The following is a 24,396-nucleotide window of genomic DNA, read 5'->3' as shown; positions in this document are numbered from 1 at the left end:
CCGAAACCAGCAGCCGCTCCTGGCCAGTCGGCTCATCAACCGGCCGCCGACTCGCCGATCGTCCGATCATAAGGACTCGCCGCCATGGTCAAGCGCCTCGTTCTCGTCATCTTGCTGCTCGCCTTGCTGTTCGGCGGGGTCTTTGGCTGGAAGTACCTGCAGCGGCAGCAAAGCCAGGCGCTGCAGTCCCAACCGCCACCGCCGACCACGGTGTCCTCTGCAGAGGTGACCGCCGTGCACTGGCAACCGACCCTGAGCGCCGTAGGCAGCCTAGTGGCCATCAACGGCACCGATGTGACCACCGAAGTGGCCGGCAAGGTCGAAGAAATCCGGTTCAAGTCCGGCGAACGGGTTGCCAAGGGGAACATTCTGGTACAGCTCGACGCCGCCGTGGATCGCGCCGATTTGGACGGGCTCAAGGCCGATATGCGCTTGGCGCAGTTGCAGCTCGAGCGCAATGCGCGGCTGCTGCCGAGGCGGGCCATCTCGCAATCGGCTTACGATGAGACCAAGACACGGTACGAGAGCGCCAAGGCCAAGGTGGCCTCACAAGAGGCGTTGATCAACAAAAAGACCATACGCGCGCCGTTCGCCGGTCTGCTGGGCATACGCGAGGTGAACCTGGGCCAGTATCTCTCACCCGGCACGAAAATCGTCCAAATCCAGCAACTGACCCCCATCTTCGTCGACTACACGCTCCCGGAACGGCATTTCAATCAGCTGCAAGAGGGCCAAACGGTACAAGTAACAGTGAGCGCTTATCCAAACGAAACCTTCGTCGGCCGGATCACGGCTGTCGACGCCGCGGTAAACCCGGCCACGCGCTCAATTCAGACTCGCGCCACCCTGCAGAATCCGGATGGCCGGCTCAGACCTGGAATGTTCGCCGAGGTCACCACCGAGCAAGGCGCGCCACGGCAAGTGCTGACGATCCCGCGCACCGCCGTAAGCTATAACCCATACGGAGATTTCGTCTTTCGTATCCAGCAAGACAAGAACGGTGAACAAATCGTCCATCGCACCCAAATCACCACCGGCGCGATTCAACAGGGCCGGGTGGAGATCGTCAACGGCCTGAAAATAGGACAATGGGTGGTCCAAGCCGGCCAACAAAAACTGCGCAACGGCCAGCCGGTTCGAATCGACAACTCCGTCGCGCTCCAGGCCGGGAAGGTCGTCAACGAGTGAAACTCACCGATCTCTTCATCCATAGGCCGGTATTGGCCAGTGTCGTCAGTCTGCTCATATTGATCGTCGGGCTGCGCGCGCTGGGACTGCTCGAAGTGCGTCAGTACCCCGAGACCGAGAACACGGTAGTAACCGTCTCCACCACTTACTCGGGTGCGAGCAGCGAACTGGTCAAGGGCTTCGTAACCCAGCCACTGCAGCAGGCCATAGCGGAGGCGCAAGGCATCGATTATCTGCTCTCCAACAGCGCGTTGGGACAATCGACGATCGAAGCGCATATGCAGCTAAACTACGACGCCAACGCCGCCGTCGCCGAGATCCAAGCCAAGGTCGCAAGCCAGCGCAATGTGCTGCCGGAAGCCGCCGAGGATCCGGTCATCGACTCCACTACCGGCGATACCACGGCACTGATGTATCTCGCCTTTTACAGTGACACGATGTCGTTGCCGCAAATCACGGACTATCTGCTGCGGGTCGCTCAGCCCCAGCTCCAGGCGCTGCCCGGGGTCGCCAAGGCGCGCTTGATCGGCAACAAGACTTTCGCCATGCGCATCTGGTTGAACCCACAGCGTATGGCCGCTCTCGATATCACCGCCGAGGACGTGGCCGACGTGCTGCGGGAGAACAACTACCTCGCCGGAGTGGGGCAGACTAAAGGCAAATACGTCGCCATCAATCTGACCGCGACCACCGATGTCAGCGCGCCTCGCAGCTTCGAGAACTTGGTGGTGCGCCAGGGCAAAGGTACGCTGGTGCGCCTGCGCGACGTTACCAGCACCGAACTCGGAGCCGAGGATTACGACTCCGCCACCTGGTATCAAGGCCGCCCCTCGGTATTCATCGGTGTCGAACAGGCGCCCGGCGCCAACCCGCTCGGCGTCGCCGAGCGCGTCCAGGACATTTTGCCGCGCATCCGCGCGCAGATGCCCGAAGGGCTCAATGTAGTCCTGCCCTACGACGCCAGCACCTTCATCAAGGACTCCATCAACGAGGTCTATCGCACGATTGCCGAGGCCGTGCTGATCGTGCTGCTGGTGATTTATCTCACCTTGGGCTCGATACGCGCCGCCCTGATCCCGGCAGTCGCGGTTCCGCTCTCGCTGATCGGCGGCGCCTTCCTGATGCTGCTGATGGGGTTTTCGCTCAATTTGCTGACGTTGCTGTCGATGGTGCTCGCCATCGGCTTAGTGGTGGACGATGCCATCATCGTCGTGGAAAACGTGCACCGCCACATCGAGCAGGGCAAACCCCGGTTTCAAGCGGCCATCGAAGGGGCTCGCGAACTCGGGCTGCCGATCCTGGCGATGACCACGACCTTGGTAGCAGTCTATGCTCCGATCGGCTTCATGGGCGGCCTGGTAGGAACCCTATTCACCGAATTCGCCTTCAGCCTGGCCGGCGCCGTACTCATCTCGGGCGTCGTCGCATTGACGCTCTCACCCATGCTCTCCTCCAAGGTGCTCAAGGCGCACGGCCAGCCGGGGCGCTTCGAGCGGGCCGTGGAGCGCTCCTTCGGCGGGCTCGCCCGGGCTTATCAACGCCTGCTGCACAGCTCGCTCGACACCCTAGCGATCACCGTGATTTTCGGCCTCGCGGTACTGGCGAGCATCTACTTCATGTACACCACCAGTCAAAACGAACTCGCCCCCACCGAAGATCAAGCGATTTTATTCTTCCAGGCAACAGCCCCCCGCACGGCCACGCTGGACTATCTCGAGGTCTACTCGCATGAAATTCAACAGATTTTCGAGACCATTCCGGAGTACCAGGAGAGCTTCTATATCCTGGGACGCGAGTCCGATACCACCTTCGGTGGCTTCAAAATGCCGCCCCAGCCCCAGCGCGCCCGCACGCAGATGCAGATCCAACCCGAGCTGCAGAGCAAATTGCAAGACGTGGCGGGCTTTCAGATCGCAATCTTCCCACGCCCCAGCCTACCCGGCGCCGGCGGCGGGCTACCGATCCAATTCGTCATCACAACGGATGCGAACTATCAGCAGCTCGACCGGGTGGCCGATCAACTCATCGACAACGCCATGCAAAGCGGCCAGTTCACGTTCCTGCGCAAATCGATCGACTTCGATCGGCCGATGATCACGTTGGCCGTGGACCGGGATCGGGCAGGAGATCTCGGCATCACGATGAGCGATGTCGGGCGAAACCTCGCGCGCATGCTCGGCGGCGGCTATGTCAATTGGTTCAACCTCGAGGGACGCAGCTACAAAGTAATCCCGCAGGTGCAGCGCCGTTTCCGCCTGAATGCCCAAATGCTGGATAACTATTATCTACAAACCGGCACAGGGAATCTCGTCCCCCTCTCTACGATCGTCACCTTCCAACGCAGCGTCGAGCCGAGCAAACGCACTCAGTTCCAGCAGCTCAATGCCCTGACGGTCGAGGGCGTAACGGCCCCGGGTGTGGCACTCGGTGATGCTTTGAGCTACCTGCAGAGTCAAGCCGAGACGCAATTTCCTATGGGATTCAGTTACGATTACACGGGCAGCTCGCGCCAGTATGCCCAGCAAGGTAGCGCGCTGGTCGTCACCTTCTTTCTCTCCCTGCTAATAATCTACCTCGTACTCGCGGCCCAATTCGAGAGCTGGCGGGACCCGGCCATTATCCTGGTATCGGTTCCCATGTCGATCGCCGGTGCGCTCATTTTTATCACCCTGGGTTTCGCCTCGGTGAACATTTACACTCAGGTCGGACTGATCACTCTGATCGGTTTGGTATCGAAAAATGGCATTCTGATCGTGGAATTCGCCAACCAACTGCAGCAAACCCAAGGGCTCTCGAAGCGAGCCGCGGTAGAAGAGGCGGCCGCTATCCGCTTGCGCCCCATCATCATGACTACCGTGTCCATGGTGGTGGCCATGCTGCCGTTACTCACCGCAAGCGGCCCCGGCGCCGTGAGCCGATTCAACATCGGCCTGACCGTCGCCACAGGCCTTGGTATCGGGACACTGTTCACGCTGTTCGTACTGCCGGCCTTCTATGCCCTATTCGCCCGTGATCACAGCCGCAGCCAAGGACACGTTAGAGTGGAAAACGCCGAGGGCGAGCCTGGGCAAACCTCGCCGGCTCCGGGATATTAGCCGATCATATCGAGCAATCGGTTCAGGGGAAATTCAGCTCCGCTTAGCGCCCACCCAGAGCACATGTCTCAAGAAGGTGCCATCCAATGAACGGTACGAACGAGCAACCTGGCCGCTGGCGATTTTGGATCGACCGCGGCGGGACCTTCACCGATGTCATCGCCCAACGCCCCGACGGCACATTGGTCACGCACAAACTCCTCTCCGATAATCCCGAGCACTACCAGGACGCCGCGTTGCAGGGCATACGTGTGGTGCTCGGCCTGCCCCCGCAGGCGGGGCTACCGGCTCAGCATCTGCAGCACGTCAAAATGGGCACCACGGTGGCTACCAATGCGCTGCTCGAGCGTAAAGGCGAGCGCGCACTGCTCGTTACCACCCGTGGCTTTCGCGATGCCTTGCAAATCGGCTATCAAACCCGGCCCGATATCTTCGCCCGCCGCATCGAACTACCGCAGCCCCTCTATGAGCGGGTAATCGAGGTGGACGAACGACTCTCGGCAAGTGGCGAGGTACTGCAGACGTTGAACCCGCAAGCCGTGCGGCAGGATCTGCGCGCAGCCTTCGAGACCGGCCTGCGCGCCTGTGCGATCTGTCTGGTCCACGGCTACCGCTATCCGGACCACGAGCAGCACGTGGCGGAGATCGCTCGCGAGGTCGGCTTCACCCAAGTCTCCATCTCGCATCGGGTCAGCCCGCTGATGCAGCTGGTAGGCCGCGGCGATACCACCGTGGTCGACGCCTACCTCTCCCCCCTCCTGCGCCGTTATGCCGAACGCATGGCCGCCGCGCTCGGCGAGGCCCAGCTGCTGTTTATGAAATCCGATGGCGGCTTGACCGGCGCCCGCCATTTCGCGGGCAAGGACGCGATTTTCTCCGGTCCCGCCGGTGGTGTGGTCGGCTGCGCCCGCACCGGGCAGATGGCTGGTTGTGAGCGCATCATCGGCTTCGACATGGGCGGCACCTCCACCGATGTCTGTCATTACGCCGGTGAGCTCGAACGCAGCCATGAGGCCCTCATCGCCGGCGTGCGCCTGCGCGTGCCGATGCTGCTGATCCATACGGTGGCGGCGGGCGGAGGCTCCATCCTGCACTTTGACGGCAGCCGCTATCGGGTGGGGCCCGACTCGGCCGGAGCCAACCCGGGCCCCGCCTGCTATCGCCGTAACGGCCCGCTCACGGTGACCGATTGCAACGTGATGCTGGGCAAGTTACAGCCGGCGTTCTTTCCCCACTTGTTCGGCCCCGAGGCCGACGAGCCGCTGGACGGCGCCGTAGTACACACGCGCTTCACGGCCCTCGCCGAGGAAATAACCCAGGCCACCGGCGATACGCGCACGCCCGCCGAAGTGGCCGATGGCTTCCTGAAGATTGCGGTGGAGAATATGGCCAATGCCATCAAGCAAATCACGGTGCAGCGCGGGCGTGATGTCACGCGTTACACACTCAACTGCTTCGGTGGCGCAGGCGGGCAGCACGCCTGCTTGGTGGCGGATGCGCTTGGCATCGAACGGGTGCTCATCCATCCCTTGGCCGGCGTGCTCTCCGCCTACGGTATGGGGCTAGCCGACCTTAGCAGCCTACGCGAAAAACCGGTGGATACCGCTCTCAGTGCCGAGTTGATCGCCCGACTCGAGCCAGCGCTGCAGGAACTCGCCGAGAACGCCCGGCGTGAACTCGAGGCCCAGGACTGCCAGCGGATGCACATGCGCGAGGTCCGCAAGCTGCGGGTCAAGTACGAAGGCAGCGACACTACGCTCGAAGTACCCTTCGCCGATGCGGCGTGCGTCGCGGCCAGCGCCGCGGCCGAACACCGCCGCGAATTCGGCTTCCTGCTGCCGAACAAGGCCCTGATCGTGGCCGCCGCAAGTGTCGAGATCGTCGCGGCCAGTGAAAGCGTCCGTGATGAGCCGGAGCGCGCCGAGCGCAGTGTGAGTAAGCCGCAAGCGCTTGCCGAGGTTGATCTCTGGCAGGCGGGCCGCTACCGACAAAGCCCGCTGTTCGATCGCGAGCAGCTGCGTCCCGGTGACGTCCTGACCGGGGCGGCCATCATCCGTGACCCGGTATCGACCATCGTGGTCGAACCAGGCTGGCAAGCCCGAGTGACTCGTAAGAATCACCTCATCCTGGAGCGCATCATTCCGCTGCCGAACCATACCGGCATCGCCACGGCTGTGGACCCGGTGATGTTAGAGGTGTTCAATAATCTGTTCATGTCCGTGGCCGAACAGATGGGGGTCATGCTGCGCAAGACTGCCTCTTCGGCCAACATCAAGGAGCGGCTCGATTTCTCCTGCGCACTGTTCGATCCGGCAGCGAACCTCATCGCCAATGCCCCTCATCTGCCGGTGCATTTGGGCTCCATGGGCGAGAGCGTACGCGCCATCGTCGAACGACGGGCCGGCACCGTCCACCGCGGCGACGTGTTCATGCTCAACGATCCGTATCACGGCGGCACGCACCTGCCCGATATCACGGTGGTCACCCCCGTGTTCGCGACCACCGGCGAGCAAATCCTATTTTACATCGCCAGCCGGGCCCATCATGCCGATGTGGGCGGCATCTCACCGGGATCCATGCCGCCGCATAGCACCCGCATCGAGCAAGAAGGGGTGCTGATCGACAACTTCCACCTGGTGGCAGCCGGCGAGTTGCGCGAGCAAGCGGTCCGGGCGCTGTTCACGACCGGCTCCTACCCGACGCGCAACCTCGAGCAGAATTTAAGTGATCTAAGGGCGCAGATCGCGGCCAATGAAAAGGGCGTGCAGGAACTGCGACGCATGGTCGAGCAGTTCGGTCTCGATGTCGTGCATGCCTATATGCGCCACGTGCAGGATAATGCCGAGGAACAGGTCCGCCGCGTGCTCGACACGCTCACCGACGGGGAATACGAGCAGGTGCTCGATAACGGTGCCAAGGTGCGCGTGAAAATTACGGTACAGCGTGATGCGCGCACCGCAACGATCGATTTCACCGGCACCAGTCCCGAGCAGGGGGGCAACTTCAACGCGCCCAAAGCGGTCACCCGCGCGGCCGTGCTCTACGTGCTGCGCACCCTGATCGATGACGTTATCCCGCTCAACGACGGCTGCCTAAAGCCGATCGAGCTCATCGTACCCGAGGCTTCGATGCTCAATCCACGCTACCCCGCCGCCGTGGTGGCCGGTAACGTCGAGACCAGTCAAGTGGTCACCAACACACTCTACCTCGCACTGGGACAGCAGGCGGCTTCGCAAGGCACCATGAACAATTTCACCTTTGGCAACGAGCGCTATCAATACTACGAGACCTTGTGCGGCGGCACCGGCGCCGGGCCCGGCTTCGCCGGAGCCAGTGCCGTACACTCGCACATGACCAACAGCCGGCTCACCGACCCCGAGGTGCTGGAGTGGCGCTTCCCGGTCCGACTCGAAGCGTTCGCCATCCGACGGGGCTCCGGCGGTCAGGGGCGCTGGCCCGGCGGCGACGGCGTCGTACGCCGCATTCGTTTTCTGGAGCCGATGACGGCCGCTGTGCTCGCAAATCACCGCCGCCGGGGGCCACCCGGACTTGCCGGGGGCGAGCCCGGTGCGTGCGGCCGGCAATGGCTCGAACACGCCGATGGTCGGTTGGAGCCCCTGGCCGGGGCCGACAGCCGAACCGTCGGCCCCGGTGACGTGGTGGTCATCGAAACGCCGGGGGGTGGCGGTTATGGTCCGCCACCTCCTAGGGAGCCGACTGACTCGAAACCGTGAGCCCGCTTGATGGGCCACCCTATTTGGCGCTTATGGAGCCTCCGTAAGGCGCGGCGGTTCCGCAGGTAGCGACCGGTTCATTGGTAGGGCCGCCCGAATACCCAGTGCTCCATCCAGTGAAAAGTACCGCCTATTGGCGTGTACCAGAGCATCAAGCCAATCACCAAACCCACGGTATTGGCGAGCATATCGAGCGAGTCGGCGACTCGGTAACCGGTTGTCCCTTGCAGCAGCTCCACCAATGCCGCCGCCGCGAGCAGGAACAGGCACCAACCCACAGGACGGCGCCCCTCCCAGGCTTGCAGAAACCACCAGGCAAGCAAACCCCAGGAGAAGGCGTGCTGGGATTTATCCCAGGTCAGAACCGGCGGGCTAGGCGGCCCGGGAATCAAGGACATGAGCACCACCGCCGCCAGCAGCAGCCATGCGGTGGCCTGCCAAAACCGCGTAAAGCGCAATGCACGCACCGATTCTCCTCCGCTTGCGGCCTCTGGTGCATGGCATCCTAAGCTGAATACCGGCCAACGCCAAGTCGCCTCCAGGCCGAGCCCCCGCAGGCGAGCCCAGTGTGCCACTCTGTGCGAGCGAGCCGCGCGCACCACGCGGAGCTTGCTCTATTTTCCAACGCCGCCACTTTCGACCGAGCCGGCCTCACCTGCGTGTCGGAATTCGGCACCGGCGTTTACGGGTCTTCGAAACCCAGTTCCAGTTGTACACCGCATCGCCACGCGGATCCAAAGTCGAGGCATAGGGAGAGTTGCGCGGCAGAACCTGATAGGGCGAGGGTTCAGCGGGCCCTCTTGGCCTTTGCCTACGCCGACGTAGCCCGGTAAATAAGCCAGGCCGAAAGAGGTCGCAACCACGGTCCAAAACAGCCCGCCGGCACCCATAACTGCCATGAGCTGCCCAAGCGCCACCAAGCTGCCGGCGATCATGCCCAGAGAACTGGCCAATAGTAGGCCGGCACTGACCTGCACGAACTGAGAGGAGTCCACGTAATCATTGACCAGGGCAACCGAGAGCGGGTAGAGCGTGAATGAAAACGCGCCCCAGAGCACAGCCAATGCAATGACCGCACCGGTGCTGCGGCCCGTAATAAAGGTAATGGACACACTGAGCGCGGCGACGCATAACGCGATCACCGGGAGCACGCTGTGCCGGCTATAGCGGTCCGAGAGCAGACCGATAGGCCACTGCAACAAAAAACCGCCGGAGAGCGTCAGCGCCATGAACAGCGCTATTTCCAGACTGGAAAAGCCGCTGTCCTTGCGAACACTGGCTCCATGCCGAGAAATGCGCCGATGATCACCCCTGAGGCCAACGCACCGGCCAAACTGCAGGGTTCAATCCAATAAGGGCTTGGACATATCGACGATGATTATTTGCAACTGTAGCATCAAGAATCTTGCCTAGCCGCGCACCGACGCAGTAAAGCAGGCGGTAACCTCGGCTATCGCGCTGGAACGAAAAAAAAGTCACCGCCTTCATGACCGGCGGCCCGAATTGGGCGCATCTCCGGGGTTTGCTCAACGCCGTTCGCCTGAGCTCGACGCCGCACGTTGACCGCCACCCGAGCGAATAACATATTGTCCCGCAGAATCTGATCGTTGGACTTGAGCACACCGATCAAGGACCGGGCGAACAGGGAATGCTGCCCGTCCAGAGTATCGAGCACCGGTTGCACGCCGCCGGAGGAAATCACCATGCGGGAGCGACGCGCTATACCCTGCCTGATCCCCTCCTCGGAAAGCTGAGCCTGAGCACTGCCGAGAAGTAAGGGGCTGCGCTCGGACGCCATGGTCCCAGCGTAGCATGAGTCAGCCACCACGATGATCGAGCGAGCCCGTATGCGATCAAGGTGGTCGCTGACGACGGAGTTGTTGATCCAGTTCGCAAATCGGTTGGGTTGGGCGTTTACGGGCAGCCAGTAGCCACGGCGCCGACGGCCTTCGTCACGTTCGCTCAGATTACCGTGGCCCGCGTAATAGATCAGTAGATTGTCCTGCGGCCCTAGTTGGTCGTATAGGTCGTTGAGGGCATTGAGAATCTGCTTCTCGTCCGCATTTGGCAGCAGAAAGGTACTAAAACCGTAGCGCTGCTCCAGGATCTGCTGCATACGCCTTGCGTCGGCCATGGGCGAGTCCAGATCCTCAAGGTACAGATAGTCCTGATTGCCAATGATCAGCGCGTAGTAGCGACCGAAATTGATGTCGTGCAGTATCCGCGTATCCTGCTCCACACGGGGCTGCCGACTCGGACGGGGAACGACGTTCGAGCGCGCCTTCGGGAACGATGAAAGCTGTTTCTCAGAGTCTTGGCGCTCCCTGCGGGCACGGGCATAGAGCTGCTTTAGTGTCTTAATCTGCTGCTGGGCGGCAGCCAACTGGACCGCTGCGGACTCCCCTTGTCGCTGCAGTGCTATTCGGTCCTCCGTCAGGCGTTGGAGCTGTCTATTCAGCACCTCTGCCTGCTGTTGTGCCTCTTCGATCTTTGCCTGGAGCTCCTTGCGCTGCTCCGCTACTGCCTTCTCAAGTTCTGAATTGTAGACAAGCTTGTCGCCGGAGAGTCCGGAGGCGCGCCGGTACCAATTCAGAGCAGTGGCGATCTTTCGCTCGACCCCAAGCCCTTTCTCATAGAGGTAGCCCAAATTGATTTGGGCTCGTGTATAGTCCTGCTCAGCCGCCTTGCGGTACCACTGCGCCGCCGATACGTAGTCAGACTCACGTCCCAAACCCTTTTCGAAGATCTCGCCAACATAGTTCTGCGCCTCAGCCTCGCCCGCCTCGGCACGCTCCAGCCAAACATTCAGCGCCGAGCGGTAATCCGCTCGGTCATAGGCAACGTACTCGCCGCCACGGATCCGGCAATCCACCGCCGTTGTGCGCACCGGCCGGCGGGCTGTCAGGTAGGTCATCTTGCCCAGCTTACGCACTTGCCCCGGCAGCAGACAGTCGACAATTTGGAGGTCGTCCACCGACGCGGATCCCTCTCGTGCCGCCTCGCCAGCACTCCTCCAATCGGGGCCACCGGCGGCGCAACCACCGATCAGCACGATCAGCGCCAGAGCACTCCCCCAGCCTCCGGAACGAGCCATGGGCCAAATCAGACTCTTGGGAGAAATGAATGAAAATAGTCTCACGGCTGCCTGCCTGTTTCCTTCCGGCTGAGCTAGTATCTTTTTAGCAAAAGAACCTCCCAACAGCGGTTCAAAATGCTAGGACGGCGACGCACAGAGCCACGAATCATTATCAAGCCTGCAGGGATCTACCCCCGCCTCTGCGGATCCTATCTTGCCTTCTTTTGGTTCAGTATAATGCTGGTAACCGGCTGCGCCACTCCAGGCGCTCGGCTCTCAGAGACCGCTGAGGCTCACGGGTTTTCCCTTGCGGCCATCGATACAGGCCGTTACAAGCTCATCGTTTATCTCGCCCTCCGGCACGATGCCGACGAACAACCCCTTCACGTCTACTTCAGCGGCGATGGAACGCCATGGATGCAGGGCCGATACCCGGCGGCCGATCCCAGTCCACGGCACGCGCTGGCCTTGCGGCTGATGGCACTCGATCCTGCGCCAAGCTTGCAACTGAACCGACCTTGCTACGGACACGAGACCATGCCGGAGGTATGCGATCCGGCGCTATGGACCTACGGCCGCTATTCCGATCAGGTCGTAGAGGCGATGAGCCGCGGGCTGGACACCGCCCGCACCCGCCTTGGAGCAAACAAGCTGGTACTTATCGGCTACAGCGGCGGCGGTACCCTTGCCCGACTCGTGGCTCAGCGTCGCGATGATGTACTTGCCTTGGTCACTATCGCAGCCAACCTCGACCATCGACGGTGGACCGCCCACCACCAATACCTTCCCCTTACCCGCTCGTTAGACCCCACAACGCTGCTCCCGCTGCCATCGACGATACTGCAGTGGCATCTAGTCGGCGGTCACGATCACATTGTTCCCGCAGCGGTTACTCGGGCCGGCATTAGGAGAGAGTCGGCCGCCGAGATTCGCGTCTTCACGGAGTTCAATCACCGGTGCTGCTGGGAGCAAATTTGGCCGCAGATCCTGGCCGAGCTGCGCCTCGCGCTCATTCGAGTCGGGCGTTGATCTGCTGTAGCGCGCGTTCTATGTCCTGCCTTCTCATGCCCAGCTCACCACGCTGCAGCGACTCCAGGGCCAAACGCAGCACTTCAAGCGTAAACGTGTCTGTATCCTCCCGCTGAGCCTGCTGAAGGTAGTAACCGATCACCTCGTCCACCCGACGGTCCACGATGACTTTGAGTCGCGAGCGCGCTCGCGCACTCACATCGTCGCGCACATCCGCGCTATCCCACGCCTGAGCGTAGGCCTTATGCGCTTGAGCGACCTCACCAAGCTTCATGTATTCGTTGCCTTGGAGAATCAGCGCCCGAGATTCTCCAAGCGCCGGCGGCAAGTCGTTGAGCGATAGGAACACACTGCTCTCGTGGATGATGATCCACCCCGACACGGCCACCAGCAACACGAGCAGCCCTATAACGGGCACGATAAAGCGGCGAAGTCTGCGCGGCTCCTTAACGGCATCCAAAAAGGCCCCCGCATTGACAAAGCGCGCGGCTCGCTCGAAGGCGAGCCCTCTGGCGATCGCCCGGTTGACGCGCTTGGAAACGCCTCGGATCGGGGCCGGCTGCAGCCCTTGGTGCATCGCCTCATCAGCCGAGATCTTGCGCCCGGAGGAATCCAGAAACGGATGCCGGCCGGTCAAAAGCTCATAGGCGACACAGGCCAGCGCATAGACGTCGTCGGCCGGCTCCGGCGGCTCGCCGGCATGCATCTGCGGGCTGGCGTAGGCTGGGGTAATGGCACCGATCGTCGCCGGGTCGAAACGGGTCTGATCCCCATCGCCCGAAGGCACATTGGCCGCACGAGCAATACCAAAGTCAAGGATCTTGATGTTTCCCTCTTTAGTGAGGAATACATTGCCCGGCTTGAAATCCGAGTGGACGAATCCTTCCTGGTGGGCGTAAGCGAGTCCGCGTGCCATACGGTCGGTCAGGCGCAGCGCCTCCTTCTGCGGTAGGCCGAACGCGGCGCGTTCGCGGATAACGCGGTCCAGCGCCGCGCCCTGCAAGAATTCCATGCTGAGGAAAACGGTCGCGCCGTCGCGATCAAAGTCGTAGACGGTGCTAATGTTGGGGTGCGCCAGCGTTTGAGCTTTCTTGGCTTCCCGCTGCAGGGCAACTAAAGCGTCGGGATGATCCCGGAACTCATCGTTCAACAGCTTGAGCGCCACAAAAGGATCGCGATCCTCGGCCTCCACCTTGCGCAGGTCCCGCGCCCGATAGACCGCACCCATACCACCATGGCCGATCAGCTCCTCCAGCACAAAGCGCTGCTTGAGCATCGAGCCCGGGCCGAGCTCGCCCGATCGCGTATCCCGCCAGTCTGCGGGATAGGCCCAAGTGCGCTCGCCGCCACCTGTCCCCGCTCCCATGGTCGGTGCAGGAGGCGAGGGCGTCGAGCCCACCGGGAGGCTTCGGGAAGTTATCTCGCTGGAGGAAGAGCGGGTCCGGTCCGGGTCAGCGGCGGCATGCGCTGCGGATTTCGACGCAATTCGGGTAACAGATGTATCCGATGCCGGTGGTGCGGCCGTCGCCTCGACCACAGTGGCATCCGCAGCGTAACGGGACAGCGCTTCCAGCAGCCAGCGGCGCTGCTCTTCGTCGAGCCGTGGTGGTCCATCCCAGCCGATTAGAATCGCGGCGGGCGAACGTCCCTGGCGTCGCGCCGCCGTTTCCAGGCAGCTGAACACCTCCTCCCACCCGTCGCCCCATCCAACGTAGCGCTGCAACGCGCGGCGCAACGCCTCGATGGCGCCCGTATCATCAGTCACAGCCCTCCGCTCATCCGCCATGCAGCGCCTCATCTACATCCACCACCACGGCGGTGAGGTTATCCCTCGCCTCCCGTGACAACACCAGCGCCATAACGCGCTCGCAGGCTCCTTCGCAGTCGCCTCGCGAGAGCAACTGCTCCAGCTCACTGTCGGTGGCATTACTATGCACGCCATCCGAGCAGAGAAGAAACCGGTCGCCTGGCATCAGATCGGCATACGCCACTTCTAGCACGAGATCGCCACTCGCACCGATCGCTCGCGTTATCACATTCGCCTGCGGGTGCTTCAAGGCGTCATCATCTGCCACTCTGCCCTCGTCCACCAAGGTCTGAACCAAGCTATGGTCGCGGGTGCAGCGGAGAAGCCGACCTCCCCGCAATCGATAAATCCGGCTATCGCCGGCCCATACATAGCAACAGCCGGCCAACCCCGTCACCAGTGCAGCCACCGTACTCGCACTCTGCACGGAGTCCACAGGTCGCTCGCCCAGATACACTAGGCGCTCATTGACCCGGAGCAAGCTCTTCCGGACTCCGTTCACCCGATCTTGTAGCTCGCCGCCACCTTCTACGGCGCGAAGACCATCGACTACCATGCGACTGGCCTGCGTTCCAGCCGCCTGACCACCTACACCGTCGGCGACCGCCCAGATTCCGTAATCCGCTCGCTCCAAGAAGGCATCCTCATTGACGGTTCGCACGTTACCTGGGTGCGTTCGCACACTGGAACGGTAGGACAGAGGCTGCAGCGACGGGCTTGCTTCCGGTACTGAAGCCAGGTTATTCCACCGAATTTTCTGCCTGCGCCAGTCGTGCTGACCCCACGCACCGTCCAACGCAGCCACGAACCGCTCGCCATCCGGCAAACCGCTATAGATAAACCAGCAAGGGCCGATTCGCTCTGATCCCTCTGACCACCAAAGACTGTAGCCGCCGCGCTCGCGCGACAGCTGCCCATGAAGCACACTGAGCATGGAGAACGGCATCTCGCTCATACCGCCAATATCGAAACACAGGGGCTCACCTCTGCCAGGCGGCGGCTGCCACTCGTCCTGCAGGAGAGTGCGCGGCATGAACTCCCGCCCCAGCGCCGCAACCTGCCGATCAAAGTCATCGAGCCTGAACTCGACGTCCTGCTCCAGGACGCTCAACGCCAGTCTTTCCATCTGGGCAAACCAGTCTGCGTTCTCTACCGCCAGATTCGGCAGGCTCATCCCAACAGGTAACGGCATTACGAAAGAGAGGGGGAAATATCGGCCTATGGCATCGACACTGGGCATCAGAATGCCCGTATACGCCAAACGGCCACACACGGGAGGATCGATGGCGAAACGCCAGATGGGACTGGTAAGGTAAGTTGCCAGCCATTGGTCATTCAGGCGCTGGCGACTGGCATGCAGTACCCGCTGCAACCAAGCGTCCCACACAGTCAGGAACTCATGCGGCACGCGCCGACGAACAAAGTCCCCATGGCTGGGGAGCTTGCCATAGAAACCGAGCGCGCCTACCCCAACCATGCCTCACAGACTCCCCGGGCAGTGGAACCGCGCCCAGTCCCGGAAGCGCAACGGGTTGCGCATGCTCTCGAACTCAACTCGCAGACGGGCATCGTAGCCCCCTGCAGCGAACATGGCGAGATAGCTCACATCCGACTGCCGGGAAACGCTCGCGCTCTGCAGGGCCCGGAACCATGCCCACGGCCCCTCGAACAGCGCACTGGGGCGATGTCCGCTACGGTCCTCGAACTCGGCGATCACCCGGCCCTCCTTCTCACCCGGCCACTGAACGCGCAGCGGGCGAGGTGGACCATGACGGTAGACCAGCGACGCGCCATCGACATTCAGTGTGAAGCGACGTACCCGCGCGTCCAGGTATTGCGGTGTCAGGCTGAAGCCCAGCGAAGGCGCCTCTTTGCCAGCGGCGAAGAACACATTGCGGATCTCGCGCGCCCGACGGAATTGCACTAATACAGAGTCAGGCATGCCGAGCCGGACCCCATTGCGCCACCGCCACCGTTGCCTGGAGGTATCGACCAACGGTGCAAGATGCTCGGTAAAAAACGTCTCGAATACACCACTGGGACCAAACAAACGACCGAAGTCGCTGAGCGGAATATCCACGCTACTGCTCTCGTCAAATGGATACCGCTCCTCCACAAGCTCACGACACTCGGGTAACACGTTATTGCGGTACGCTTGATTAAGCTCGCTGCGCAGACTATGCAGGGCCATCTGCTGTCCTTTGCCCGCCAACTGGCTGAGCAGACGCCCCAACGGCTCCGGTTGGCGCTGCGCCTCCATTCGCAGCCGGCGCAGCGCATCCTGGCCTCCCGAACGGCTGAGTATGACCAGCGGATCTTTATTACCGACACCGCTCCCCATGGCGTCCAACTGGGTATACAGCTCGCCTAGGACACCAATGATCTGATCGATGGGCGGAGCGCCCCCGTCACCTACGGCTACTAGACGATGCAACGACTGAAAGTGCTGTGATATTCGCTTGCCGGGACGCGGGCGCGCCACGCTCGCTCGGGCTTGCTCGGCCATTCCAAGCAAACGACTGAACCTTCCCCCCTGCTCGGCCTTTTTCGGCTGCGGCTCCGGGAAATGGGTTTGGGCATCGATGGTCTGCAGCAGCTGCTTAAGAGGCGAAGTCGGCCCGCTGATAGTGGACAGCACCGCCTTGGCCTGCTGCACGCTCACCAGCGGCACAATCTCCAGATCCTTGAGCAGGGAGTCCCAGTAGGCGATATATTCCTGCTCGTACTCGCGGAGAAAGTCGGCGGCGAGGCGAAACCGGGCTGTTGGCCCGCTCGGTAGCCCCCCCCCACCGAGGACCCAGTCATCGCTCAAGAATCCCGTGACCAGCTGCTCGTCTACGCCGCCCGTAATCTCTTCGAAACCGCCATGGGTATAGAGCGCGGGTACAGGGTCGGACCAGGGGACGCCGCCGGCGCGTCGAAAGATTTGCTCGCTGCCGAGACCAGCCTTCAGATCCAACCGCAGAGCCTTGGGGTGATCCACACCATAGCGCGTCTTTAAGACAGCGAGCATCAACCCCGGGATGGAGGCTTGCTTCAGCGCCGCTCGGGCCTGAGCGACCAGCTGCTGATCCACTTGGGCAATATGCACGGGTTCATCCTGCCCCAGCAGGCTCTCGAAATGCGCGGCCAGCGCCTCCCCCAAGGCCGGGCTGTCATCGAACAGCTGCATCAGGTCCGTCCGGACAATCGCGCCGAGCTCTTGCTCATTCATGTGCGCTGGGTCGGCCAGCATGAGATAGGCCTTGAGATAGCCGTAGAGGCGTTTCGGGCTGCGTGTCGAACCGCGGATGCGCTCTTTCAGATTCAGCACCACGCGCGGCAACAAAAGCGCATGCAGGCCTTGATGGTAGGCGTCGAGCGCAGACTCACCCACCGTATCTCCACGGTACAAACCCAGGCCCATCAGCAAGGGAAGCTCATCACGGTAGCGGTTCGCTTCCGCCGCCACCTCGCTCAGCGCGTCCAGCCGCAGCAGCACGTCCTCCGAGCCAGCCTTCCTCGGCACAGGTCGGCTGGCCTGCTCCTTATGCACCTTCAAGGTCTGGCGCACGTCGTCGAGGTAGTCCCGATTGTATCGGTAGCTGGTAAACCAACCGGCAACCAGTAAGGCGGCAAGACCGAGAACTGCGATGTAGGAGACGTTCTGTACGATGGCGCGCCCGACCTCCAAGCGCCAGTTAACGCCGGCAAGTCCGGACTCGGGAAAGATCACGCTCTTGAGCAGACGCTGCAAGAAGTAGCTCCGTCCCTGGCCGCGAGATGCCGGAACCGCCATAGCGGCATCGATCCCAAAGGTATTCGCCAGCGTCCCCATCATGCGATCGATGGGGATCCCCTCCTGAGTGCCACTGGTAAAATACACACCACGCAGCATGACGGGGCGATCGAAGCCGCTAGCCTCGAACGTTTCCCCGATGAATTCGCTAAGAGTCCCTTTCAAACTGGCCATGCGCTGCGGGAAACCGAACAACACTGTACGACGCTGCGCTTCACGCTCCTGATCGAGGCGGCTCAATACTCGCTCGTTCAGTCGAGTCACGAGCCCGTCGTATTCCACGGCGAACAGGTCGGACACCGGGGCCGCGCTCCGGCCGGGCTCCGGAAAGGTGATCCCCCAAACCTGAGCGCGACCCTCGTAGTCAAGATCATCGAAAAACTCGACGAAACCCGCCACGAGATCGCACTTGGTTACCACGAAGTAGACGGGGAACCGGATCCGCAACTGCCGCTGCAGCTCATCCAGCCGCCGGCGGACTGCCAGGACGTGTGCCTTACGTCCATCTGGCGACAAGAGCAGCAGATCCGTTGCGCTCAACGTTACCAACACGCCGTTGATGGGTCGGCGCTTGCGGTAGCGCGCAAGCAGCTGCAGAAACTGGCTCCACTCGGCGTTGTCTGCGGACGGTTCCGTATCCTGAGTCACATAGCGGCCGGCCGTATCCAGCAGCACGGCCTCATCGGTGAACCACCAGTCGCAGTTCCGGGTACCGCCCACCCCACGCAGTGCCTCCTTGCCTAACTTCTGAGCGAGTGGAAAGTTAAGGCCGGAGTTGACCAGTGCAGTGGTTTTCCCGGAACCCGGCGGTCCTATGATCACATACCAAGGCAGCCGATAGAGGTCTCCGGCACCCTTGGACCGGCGCAGAAAGGCGATCGCCTCCTCGAATCGCCTTCGCAGCTCTTCGGCAGCAGCATCCATGTCGAAGTCAGCCTGCCCTACGAGCTCGGCGCGCAGGCTCGCGCTCGCCCGGCGGGCACGCCGATAGCGGAGCAATGTAAACGATCCCCAGATCGCGAATACGAGAACGATGGCGACGCTGCGACCTACCACTCCGGCGAGCGGCCTGAGTTCGGCAAAGGCAAGATAGGGACCAAAAAACCAGATCAGCAGAGACAGCACGATCAGCCCGATCACGCTCAGCAACCAAGCCTGTCTGAACACTGCGAGCACTCGCCTCACGGCCGTGCCTCCTCCGATCGGTGGATGATCTCTATGCGGCGGTTACGGGCGCGGTTTTCGGGCGTATCCACGGGCCGATACCGTGGTTGATCGGGTCCGACCCCAAGGTAACTTACCCGCCCCGGATCATCGAGCCGCTCCTTCAGTCGCTCAGCGGCGTTGAGAGCCCGTTGCCGAGAGAGTTCATAGTTGTCTTTGAACCGCAATGAGCGTATCGGCACGTCGTCGGTATGCCCGACCACCAGTACGCGGCCGGGTACCTGCTTCAACGCGCCGGCCACCTTATCCAGCACCGGAGCGTAAGCGGCGCTGAGCTCAGCGCTGCCGGAGCGGAACACCTCCCCTAGCAATGTGAGTTGAGTGGTTCCATCCTCCTTTGTTTCCACTTGAAGCCTTCCCGGAAACGCGCCCGCAAGCAGCTCGGGTAATTGCGGTCCGCCAACCACGCTCGGCCCTATAGGCGATTCGAACGTAGCCTGCTTGATCTCGTTGAGCTGCGCCATGATCGGCGCCGAGGCATCGTTGAGCAGCGTATGGAAGGTGAGGAACGCGCCAATCGAGACGGCGCCGGCCACCGACAGGAAAACCCACGCCGGCAGCGTCCGTACCAGACGGTAGCGCCTATCTTCAATGCCGCGCCACCTAGGGGAGAGCTCACACGCGGGCGTCTCGCGCCAGGTACGGATCCGCGCGTACAAGCGTTCACGAGTCTCGGCCAGCGCAGTCCGTCCCCCATCGGATATGCGATACTTGCCCTCGAAGCCCAACGCCAGGCAGACGTAAAAGAGCTCGATGAGATCGCGTTTCGGCTCACGATCGACGAGCACGCGCTCTACCATCTGGAAGAATTTCTCACCGCCGCCCGTGTCTTTGTGGAACAACAGCAGCAAAGGCTTGCCGGCCCAGAGGCTCTGGCTGCCCCACGGAGTGTTCATCACGGCTTCGTCGATGAACGTGCACAGCGCATAACGCGCCGCCAATACTTGCTCTAACGGCATCCCCCCCTGTTCCGCCTGCTTCTCGAACTCGTTGAGCTGGCGAGTCACTTGAGTATGTAGGTTGGCTACATCAGCATGCCGTGCACTGCCGCGCAAGTTCGCCGCCAGTACAAGCAGCGGCGTGGCCGCCTCCGCCAGCGGATTGAGCCCGAGTTGGGCGAATCTCCCCAGCTCTTCCGCGCCAACGGATGAAACCGCGGAAGGCGGCGCCGATGGCTCCTGATGCCGAGGTGCTAACCGCCGGCCACCTGGATTCGGGCGGATGACGGTGCGATCGCCGCTCGGCGGATGGCCATCGCCACTCATCGCTTCTGACCTCGGATTGCCCACAGATCCATCTTGAGGTCGGCGAACTGCCCGGCAACGTGGACTGCAAGGCCACCAGACGTTGCCAGCTGCTGCCACAGGGGTCCGCGGCGGCTGAACTCGAAGTAGATACAGTTCGTATAGAAGGGGATTTGCCTCGGCGCCACTGGAACCGGCAAGAGCTCGATACCGGGCAAGTTATTGTTGACCAGCTCGGCAATCCGCTCCACCGGTCCGGCCTTGACCTGCAGCGGGAAACGCGATCTCAGCTCCTCAGTCGGCACGCTCGCGCCGACGGCAAGCACGAAGTTCGCTGACTCGAACAGTGCAAGATCCTCGACACGGGCCACGCAGATGCCGTGCCGACCGGTAGCCTCGAGCGGAATGGAGACGGCCGGTGACTCGCGCACAGTTCGAAACTCCGCCCGTAACGTATCGAACACGGGCTCGAAGGAGTGGGCCAGGTTCTCATGGCGGTAGACCTTGAACTCAGGCGGCCGGCGGGATTCGGTGGTCAGAGTGGCCAACTCTCCGGCAATCGCCAGCATCAAGGTGAACAGCTGCTCCGGGTGCACGTGAAGGAATTCCGCCAAGTGACTAACGACAGGTGCATAACGGTTCACCACCTGGAGCATCAGGAAATCCGTGATCTCCCCGGCTCCACCATGACCACTCACCGTCACCCGCTCCGCCAGGAAGTCCGCACGTTGATACAGCAACCCTCGGAGCTCGGTAACGAAACCCTGCAGGCGACGCGCGGCACCCGCCCGGGTCACGGTGGGGATGAACGCATCATCGAGAATCACTTGCCTGTCCGCTCGACACTCGATAACTCGCGCCAGCGGTATGCGCACATACTCGTCGAGCGCTTCGCCTTCCAGGGCTAGACGGGTGTTGAGCCAACCTACCTCGACGAGAGTGGACGCGGTGCTGTCCAAGACATTGTCTCGAACCTCCACGTCCTCGGCCCGGTAGCGGTACAGCCCGTTGCCGCCGGTACCGCGCTGAACCTCCACCGCGCCGTCCGCGCGCAGCGGCAATACCAGGTAGACTGTCCGGTCATGGATCGACTCGTCCAGCTCCAGAGGCGGGGGAAGCGGATCATCGTCGGGGACCGCAAAGGGAGTCCCATCGGGGAATACACCGCGGGCCGAGCGCAGCCCCAGCTTGCCGATGCTGAGCAGATCTGCATCGAGTTCCAGCGACTGGAATCCCCACGCGTGCGGCATGAGCGCTGCCACTCGGCCCTCGACATACCGCTCGAAAAACCGGTCGTGCTGCTGGAAGTGCTGCGGCTCGAGAAACAGGCCCTCACTCCAGAGTATCCGACTGTTGCGCGACATAGGGCATCCTTATATGGACTAATCTCGGAAGCTGACCGATACGGTGGATCCCTCCAGGGAAATGACGAACTCCCGGGATCCGAAAAAACTCAGCAAACCCTCCTCCGGTATCTCAGCGACGGAGCGCCAGTTTCCCGACGGATCGTGCAGGTGATAGAACTCGGCCAACACAGCCAGGTAGCGGGCATCTGCGCGTATATTCAGTGTAATCCCGGTCTCCGGCCCCTGGCAGCGACTGGCTTGCCCCGAGCGCGGTCGCTCTGCTGCCTCCACTGGGCAGAGCTCGAGCTCATCCCGGCTGAGCAGCGCAGCCCCCAACACCTCTTGATCGCGGTCGGCAAGCTCCGCGAAGGATGCGCCGACAAAACCCGTTTTATCACTGAGCTGATAGATTCGCATGAAGACGGGTGACGGACGTCCCTCGGCATTAGGGTTCAAATCCGGGCCAACCACAATCCGGCCATCGACCTCGTCGGTCTCCGCCTCGCTCACCGGCTGCGAGGCACAACCCAGCATCGCCGCGGCCAAGAAAATGCCCGCCAGCGCCTGGGGAGAGCACCGCAACTTCATCGGATTATTCCTGCCTTGTTCTCATTGTGGTTGATTCAATCGTGACGGTGCGGCGCCTTACCACGCGCAGCCATCTTGAGATCCTCCATCTGTTTCTCGTAGGCGGTCACGAAGGCGTCGCCGAACAAACGATTGAAATAACGCTCCGTATCCTTATGGATGTCCTCGAACAGGTCGCGGTACAGTTCCCAGTTTCGCCGCTGCATGATCTTACCGATGATGGGGCGGCCGTCTCGTTTCTCGTCGAACAAGCGCTCCAACTCCTCGGGATCGAAGTGGTCCAGCATGACAAAAAACGCCTTGCGCATACCGGCAAGCAAGGCCATCTGATGGTGACGCAGATCTTCGAAGCTGGCCCGGAACGCAGCCACCGGACCCAGATAATCGGGGTTCTTCTTGACCAGAAGATTGTGTAAGGCATCCTCGGCGTTGGTGGAGAACTTCAACGGGTTGTTCTCGTGCGCCTCGATCAAAGTCATGGGCATCCGAAACTGGTTCTTGATCTCCATCCGTGCGCGCAGGAGATCCATCAACCCATGAACCGTGATTCGGAGAAGCTGACCAAGGGTTTCGGCAAGTTCCGGCGTGATATGCGACGAATCCACGCCTGCACCGGCAAGAAGCGCCTTCAGCGCGTCTTCCTCCTCCGCCTCGAGCGGTTGCGATGGCGGCATCGCCCCGGAATACGGCGGCTGGGGGGGCGCATTCAGTGCGCTTTTGCGGTTGTGTTCACACCGGCCGACCTCCTCGCCTGTACTGGGTGCTATCGGCCGCTCAGTGGACTCTGGAGGAGGGGCTGCTCCAAGGGCCGATGCACGCCCGCTTTCAGGGGGCAATCTTTCTTCCTCCTGGCCCGGCAGTTGTTTCCACCAATCCGGCGGAATACCCGCTGCGTCCTGTCCTACCGCCGGCGCTTGGCCCTGGGAGGGAAGTGGCTCGGGCGCCGACAGCTCATCCCAACGCACTTCCGGCGGTGCAAAATGATCTTGCAGGAAGGAGTCACCCCGGCATACCGGCTCCGCATACTCACCGTCGCAGCCCTCCCCCTGCACGGCACCGCCGAGCAGTTCCAGTGGGTCCGGCGCCGCATCCGAATCGTCAATCGCCGTGCGCACCAAAGCCGGCATCGCGACGGCGGCCGACTCATCGCGAATGGCCACGGCAATCCGATAATCGCCAATGAATATCTGCTCGCCATCCTCAAGCCGGTGCGCGCTGAAAGGATCAAGCCGGTTGCCGCGATTGTTCAGGAATACACCATTGGCGCTGGCGTCCTCCAAGTAGAAAACGGTTCCGCTAAAGCGGATCCGGGCATGACAGCGCGATATCTCTTGTTTAGGATCCGGAAGCATCCAATCGTTGTTCTCGGACCGACCGATGGTACCGCCGGCGTCGACCCAAGACTTAGTGGCGTCCTGCCCCAGGCGCTCGGCCTCGGGACCGATCACCGTCAACGACAATTGCATAGCAGTCTCTCGGATTTTCATGGCGGAAACCGGGTGCGACGACCGGGCTAAGAGAAGCCGGAGTGAGGCACCAGAAAACCTGTTCCCGAACCCATGGGAACAGGCGCCACAACGGTACACTGACGTAGCGGGCATTGGTAAGCGGCCGATGAACCCTCGGAGCTTCAGTGGGTAAGTGGACGGTGATAGGGCTCTCGATACCTGGGATACCGCCGACCGCCCCGCAAGAACCTTGAAGCAAGCCCGATCGCGCCAGCCGATGCATTCGAACTCCGAAATAGAGGAGCTCATCCATAGTCGATGCGCTCCGGCGTTGTTCTATAGGCCGACCTTCAGCGCTCCGCCGTCGCAGACAACTATAGGCGGCTGCTCGCCTCCAGCCATGCCGGAAGCACGGAACTACGAACAACGCCCCCTCACTAATCCTCGAAAACGAGCCGAAGACAACCCTCTTCCAAGTCGGAGTAGAAGTAAAGGCCATCCCGCTCGCGCCCCAGATCGATGATCACCGGTGTCGGCGCGTCGAACCGGGTACGCGCTATCGTCGTCGCACCCACTTCGTTAATTTTGTGCTGTTTCACGTACGCATTCCAGCGCTGCGTATCACGTTTTTCGACACGGCCGCCGCACGCCACCGCCTCCCGGAAAAGCTGCCGAAAGCTGTAGTAGTCCACCTCGACCATACGGGCACGCGCCATATCGTTAACAGGATACCTCACTTCCGGCATGACGAATGTGTATTCACGCTTTGAGTAAGATTCGCTCAGTCGCCCTCGAGCGTCAAACCGATAGCCCTTGCCACCCGCTCGGAATGGCCGTGC

At 61.8% G+C, this 24,396-nt stretch carries 15 protein-coding genes; 4 read left to right on the top strand and 11 right to left on the bottom strand.

Annotation, left to right across the window (positions count from 1 at the left end):
• The first annotated feature begins 84 nt into the window (after nt 1-84).
• The 3 genes from NB231_RS11535 (at nt 85) to NB231_RS11525 (ending at nt 8,017) form a co-directional block, all read left to right on the top strand.
• On the top strand, nt 85-1,188 hold the full coding sequence (locus NB231_RS11535) for an efflux RND transporter periplasmic adaptor subunit (RefSeq protein WP_005002970.1): 1,104 nt from the start codon (nt 85-87) through the stop codon (nt 1,186-1,188).
• Nucleotides 1,185-4,283: an efflux RND transporter permease subunit gene (locus NB231_RS11530; RefSeq protein ID WP_005002968.1), complete on the top strand. Its 3,099-nt coding sequence runs from the start codon at nt 1,185-1,187 to the stop codon at nt 4,281-4,283. Before NB231_RS11535 ends, NB231_RS11530 begins: the two co-directional genes overlap by 4 nt.
• 86 nt (nt 4,284-4,369) lie before the next feature.
• Complete coding sequence (locus NB231_RS11525; protein WP_005002967.1) at nt 4,370-8,017, top strand: hydantoinase B/oxoprolinase family protein; 3,648 nt, start codon at nt 4,370-4,372, stop codon at nt 8,015-8,017.
• Between the two features lie 77 nt (nt 8,018-8,094).
• On the opposite strand, the gene NB231_RS11520 is transcribed toward NB231_RS11525, so the two are convergent.
• The 3 genes from NB231_RS11520 to NB231_RS19180 form a co-directional block, all read right to left on the bottom strand.
• Complete coding sequence (locus NB231_RS11520) at nt 8,095-8,484, bottom strand: VanZ family protein (RefSeq protein ID WP_005002965.1); 390 nt, start codon at nt 8,482-8,484, stop codon at nt 8,095-8,097.
• Between the two features lie 147 nt (nt 8,485-8,631).
• Nucleotides 8,632-9,312, bottom strand: coding sequence for an MFS transporter (locus tag NB231_RS11515; RefSeq protein WP_269593438.1), 681 nt, complete (start codon nt 9,310-9,312; stop codon nt 8,632-8,634).
• A 155-nt stretch (nt 9,313-9,467) separates the two neighbouring features.
• Nucleotides 9,468-11,111 (bottom strand): caspase family protein, encoded by a 1,644-nt coding sequence (locus NB231_RS19180; RefSeq protein WP_005002961.1) that lies wholly within the window; start codon nt 11,109-11,111, stop codon nt 9,468-9,470.
• A 219-nt stretch (nt 11,112-11,330) separates the two neighbouring features.
• Between NB231_RS19180 and NB231_RS11505 the strand changes: the two genes are divergently transcribed.
• Nucleotides 11,331-12,122 carry an alpha/beta hydrolase gene (locus NB231_RS11505; RefSeq protein ID WP_005002956.1) on the top strand — a complete coding sequence of 264 codons (792 nt, stop codon included), beginning with the start codon at nt 11,331-11,333 and terminating at the stop codon, nt 12,120-12,122.
• On the opposite strand, the gene NB231_RS16980 is transcribed toward NB231_RS11505, so the two are convergent.
• From NB231_RS16980 to NB231_RS18650, 8 genes are all read right to left on the bottom strand, one after another.
• Nucleotides 12,103-13,887: a serine/threonine-protein kinase gene (locus NB231_RS16980; RefSeq protein WP_198007293.1), complete on the bottom strand. Its 1,785-nt coding sequence runs from the start codon at nt 13,885-13,887 to the stop codon at nt 12,103-12,105. The genes NB231_RS11505 and NB231_RS16980 overlap by 20 nt on opposite strands.
• Nucleotides 13,888-13,897: 10 nt before the next feature.
• Nucleotides 13,898-15,406: a type VI secretion system-associated protein TagF gene (tagF, locus tag NB231_RS16975; RefSeq protein ID WP_005002951.1), complete on the bottom strand. Its 1,509-nt coding sequence runs from the start codon at nt 15,404-15,406 to the stop codon at nt 13,898-13,900.
• A 3-nt stretch (nt 15,407-15,409) separates the two neighbouring features.
• On the bottom strand, nt 15,410-18,892 hold the full coding sequence (tssM, locus tag NB231_RS11490) for a type VI secretion system membrane subunit TssM (protein ID WP_050756098.1): 3,483 nt from the start codon (nt 18,890-18,892) through the stop codon (nt 15,410-15,412).
• Complete coding sequence (icmH, locus tag NB231_RS11485; RefSeq protein WP_005002947.1) at nt 18,889-20,196, bottom strand: type IVB secretion system protein IcmH/DotU; 1,308 nt, start codon at nt 20,194-20,196, stop codon at nt 18,889-18,891. Before icmH ends, tssM begins: the two co-directional genes overlap by 4 nt.
• Nucleotides 20,193-21,539, bottom strand: a complete 1,347-nt coding sequence (gene tssK / locus NB231_RS11480; protein WP_005002937.1) for a type VI secretion system baseplate subunit TssK — start codon at nt 21,537-21,539, stop codon at nt 20,193-20,195. The genes icmH and tssK overlap by 4 nt, the downstream gene beginning before the upstream one ends.
• An 18-nt stretch (nt 21,540-21,557) precedes the next feature.
• The gene (gene tssJ / locus NB231_RS16970; protein ID WP_005002936.1) at nt 21,558-22,109 is read right to left on the bottom strand and encodes a type VI secretion system lipoprotein TssJ; all 552 of its coding nucleotides are present in this window, start codon (nt 22,107-22,109) and stop codon (nt 21,558-21,560) included.
• A gap of 35 nt (nt 22,110-22,144) precedes the next feature.
• Nucleotides 22,145-23,596, bottom strand: a complete 1,452-nt coding sequence (gene tagH, locus NB231_RS11470; RefSeq protein ID WP_198007292.1) for a type VI secretion system-associated FHA domain protein TagH — start codon at nt 23,594-23,596, stop codon at nt 22,145-22,147.
• Between the two features lie 398 nt (nt 23,597-23,994).
• The gene (locus NB231_RS18650; protein ID WP_232210458.1) at nt 23,995-24,303 is read right to left on the bottom strand and encodes a hypothetical protein; all 309 of its coding nucleotides are present in this window, start codon (nt 24,301-24,303) and stop codon (nt 23,995-23,997) included.
• Nucleotides 24,304-24,396: the final 93 nt, after the last annotated feature.

This window comes from Nitrococcus mobilis Nb-231, from assembly GCF_000153205.1.
GTDB classification, from domain to species: domain Bacteria; phylum Pseudomonadota; class Gammaproteobacteria; order Nitrococcales; family Nitrococcaceae; genus Nitrococcus; species Nitrococcus mobilis.
This window is presented reverse-complemented; position numbering and strand designations above follow the sequence as displayed.

What these genes read in the sequence shown, in the direction of transcription:
- NB231_RS19180 (WP_005002961.1), bottom strand. Translation starts at nt 11,111, where the DNA reads ATGGCTCGTTCCGGAGGCTGGGGGAGTGCTCTGGCGCTGATCGTGCTG.
- tagF (WP_005002951.1), bottom strand. Translation starts at nt 15,406, where the DNA reads ATGGTTGGGGTAGGCGCGCTCGGTTTCTATGGCAAGCTCCCCAGCCAT.
- NB231_RS11505 (WP_005002956.1), top strand. Translation starts at nt 11,331, where the DNA reads ATGCTGGTAACCGGCTGCGCCACTCCAGGCGCTCGGCTCTCAGAGACC.
- NB231_RS11525 (WP_005002967.1), top strand. Translation starts at nt 4,370, where the DNA reads ATGAACGGTACGAACGAGCAACCTGGCCGCTGGCGATTTTGGATCGAC.
- tssJ (WP_005002936.1), bottom strand. Translation starts at nt 22,109, where the DNA reads ATGAAGTTGCGGTGCTCTCCCCAGGCGCTGGCGGGCATTTTCTTGGCC.
- tagH (WP_198007292.1), bottom strand. Translation starts at nt 23,596, where the DNA reads ATGAAAATCCGAGAGACTGCTATGCAATTGTCGTTGACGGTGATCGGT.
- tssK (WP_005002937.1), bottom strand. Translation starts at nt 21,539, where the DNA reads ATGTCGCGCAACAGTCGGATACTCTGGAGTGAGGGCCTGTTTCTCGAG.
- icmH (WP_005002947.1), bottom strand. Translation starts at nt 20,196, where the DNA reads ATGAGTGGCGATGGCCATCCGCCGAGCGGCGATCGCACCGTCATCCGC.
- NB231_RS18650 (WP_232210458.1), bottom strand. Translation starts at nt 24,303, where the DNA reads ATGCCGGAAGTGAGGTATCCTGTTAACGATATGGCGCGTGCCCGTATG.
- NB231_RS11535 (WP_005002970.1), top strand. Translation starts at nt 85, where the DNA reads ATGGTCAAGCGCCTCGTTCTCGTCATCTTGCTGCTCGCCTTGCTGTTC.